Annotated in this window: 1 protein-coding gene; it reads left to right on the top strand. The window is 67.2% G+C overall.

What is annotated here, in order from left to right; genetic code table 11:
• Positions 1-96: 96 nt before the first annotated feature.
• On the top strand, positions 97-1,059 hold the full coding sequence (locus tag PED38_RS15855) for an IS481 family transposase (RefSeq protein ID WP_270981961.1): 963 nt from the start codon (positions 97-99) through the stop codon (positions 1,057-1,059).
• The last annotated feature ends 15 nt before the right edge of the window (positions 1,060-1,074 follow it).

The following is a 1,074-nucleotide window of genomic DNA, read 5'->3' on the forward strand; positions in this document are numbered from 1 at the left end:
TGTACTCGGCCATGACGTTGGTGACACTTCGGGGCGTGTGAGGAGGCCTCCTGGCTTGATGGAGCTGTCTAGTTCTGCCACTGCCAGGAGGCCTCGATGTCCCACGCTAATGCTCGTCTGACCGTTCACGGGAGGGTTCTCCTCGTGCGGCGGGTGGTCGAGGATCGTCGGCCGGTCGCGCATGTCGCGCGGGAGCTGGGGGTGTCGCGTCAGTGCGCGCATCGGTGGGTGAACCGGTTCCGGTCCGAGGGTGTGGAAGGCCTGTCGGACCGGTCCTCGAGGCCGAGACGGGTGCCGACGAGGACGAGCCCGGAACGAGAACGAGCTGTCGTGGAAGCCAGGATCCGATTGCGATCAGGTCCTGTCCGGTTGGCGCCGGTGACGGGTGTTCCAGCCCGCACGATCTCCCGCATCCTGCGGCGGCACCGAGTACCGCCGTTGGCGTGGTTGGACCCGGTGACCGGGGCGGTGATCCGTGCATCCCGGTCGACGGCGAACCGGTACGAGCATGAGAATCCCGGGGACCTGATCCATGTGGACGTGAAGAAGCTCGGTCGGATCCCGGACGGCGGCGGGTGGCGTGCGCACGGCCGCAGCGAACAGGTTCGTGGTCGTGGGATCGGGTTCGATTACGTCCACGCCGCGGTAGATGACCACACCCGGCTCGCCTACGCGGAAGTCCACCCGGACGAGAAGGGCGTGACCGCGGCCGGGTTCCTGACCCGCGCCGCGGCGTACTTCGCCGGGCACGGGATCACCCGGATCGAGCGGGTCCTGACGGACAACGCGTTCGCCTACCGGCACTCGGCCGCGTTCCAGAACGCGGTCACGCAGCTCGGCGCGAGGCAGAAGTTCATCCGCCCGCACTGCCCCTGGCAGAACGGCAAGGTCGAACGCTTCAACCGCACCCTCGCCACCGAGTGGGCCTACCGGCAACCCTTCACCAGCAACCACGCCAGAACCGACGCCCTTGATCCCTGGATCCAGCACTACAACACTGAACGGATCCACTCGAGCCACGGGCTGACGCCCGCGGCCCGAGTGTCACCAACGTCGTGACTCAGTACACCTAGA

Source organism: Clavibacter sp. CT19 (assembly GCF_027858075.1).
GTDB classification, from domain to species: domain Bacteria; phylum Actinomycetota; class Actinomycetes; order Actinomycetales; family Microbacteriaceae; genus Clavibacter; species Clavibacter tessellarius_A.